At 74.6% G+C, this 714-nt stretch carries 1 protein-coding gene; it reads left to right on the top strand.

Annotated features, from left to right (window positions below; all coding sequences use genetic code 11):
* Nucleotides 1-670, top strand: a 670-nt coding sequence (locus D9R02_RS11840; protein ID WP_147435368.1) for an ATP-binding cassette domain-containing protein, incomplete at its 5' end; no start/stop codon positions are given.
* Between the last annotated feature and the right edge of the window lie 44 nt (nucleotides 671-714).

The following is a 714-nucleotide window of genomic DNA, read 5'->3' as shown; positions in this document are numbered from 1 at the left end:
CCATGGGAGGGTGGGCGCGGTGCAGCAGGTGGGCGGGCTGCTCGCGGACCTGAGCGTGCGCGAGACCGTGACCATGATCGCGTCCCTCTACCCGGACCCCTTGCCCGTGGACGAGGCGCTGGAACGGGCGGGAGCGGCGTCGTTCGCGCGCCGGAAGGTGGCCAAGTGCTCGGGCGGGCAGCAGCAGCGGGTCCGCTTCGCCCTGGCTCTGCTCCCGCGCCCCGAGCTGCTCGTGCTGGACGAGCCGACCGCGGGCATGGACGTGCAGTCCCGCACCGAGTTCTGGGACGCGATGCGCGCCGAGACCGAGCGCGGGCTCACGGTCGTGTTCGCCACGCACTACCTCCAGGAGGCGGAGGACGTCGCCGAGCGGATCGTCCTGATGGACGCCGGACGCGTCACGTTCGACGGCTCCGTGGACAAGCTGCGCTCCACGTCCCGGCACCACACGGTCTCCTTCGTGTGGCCGGCCGGCGAGCCGCTGCCCGAGTTCGCGGACGCCACCGTCTCGCGCCGCTCGGAGTCCCGCGTGCACCTGCGCACCGAGGACGCCGACGCCCTCGCGCGCGAGCTGCTGACCCGCACCCCCGCGAGCGCGCTGGAGATCTCCCGCGGCGGCCTCGACGAGGCGTTCGCCGCGCTGGTCCGGCACTACGACGCCGCCGCGTGAGCCCGCGCGCGGCGCACCGCGCCCGCAGCTCACACCCCCTGAAC

Origin of the sequence: Kocuria rhizophila (genome assembly GCF_003667225.1) — a bacterium.
Classification (GTDB): domain Bacteria; phylum Actinomycetota; class Actinomycetes; order Actinomycetales; family Micrococcaceae; genus Kocuria; species Kocuria rhizophila.
The sequence above is the reverse complement of the archived record's forward strand: the minus strand, read 5'-3'. Positions and strand labels throughout refer to the sequence as shown.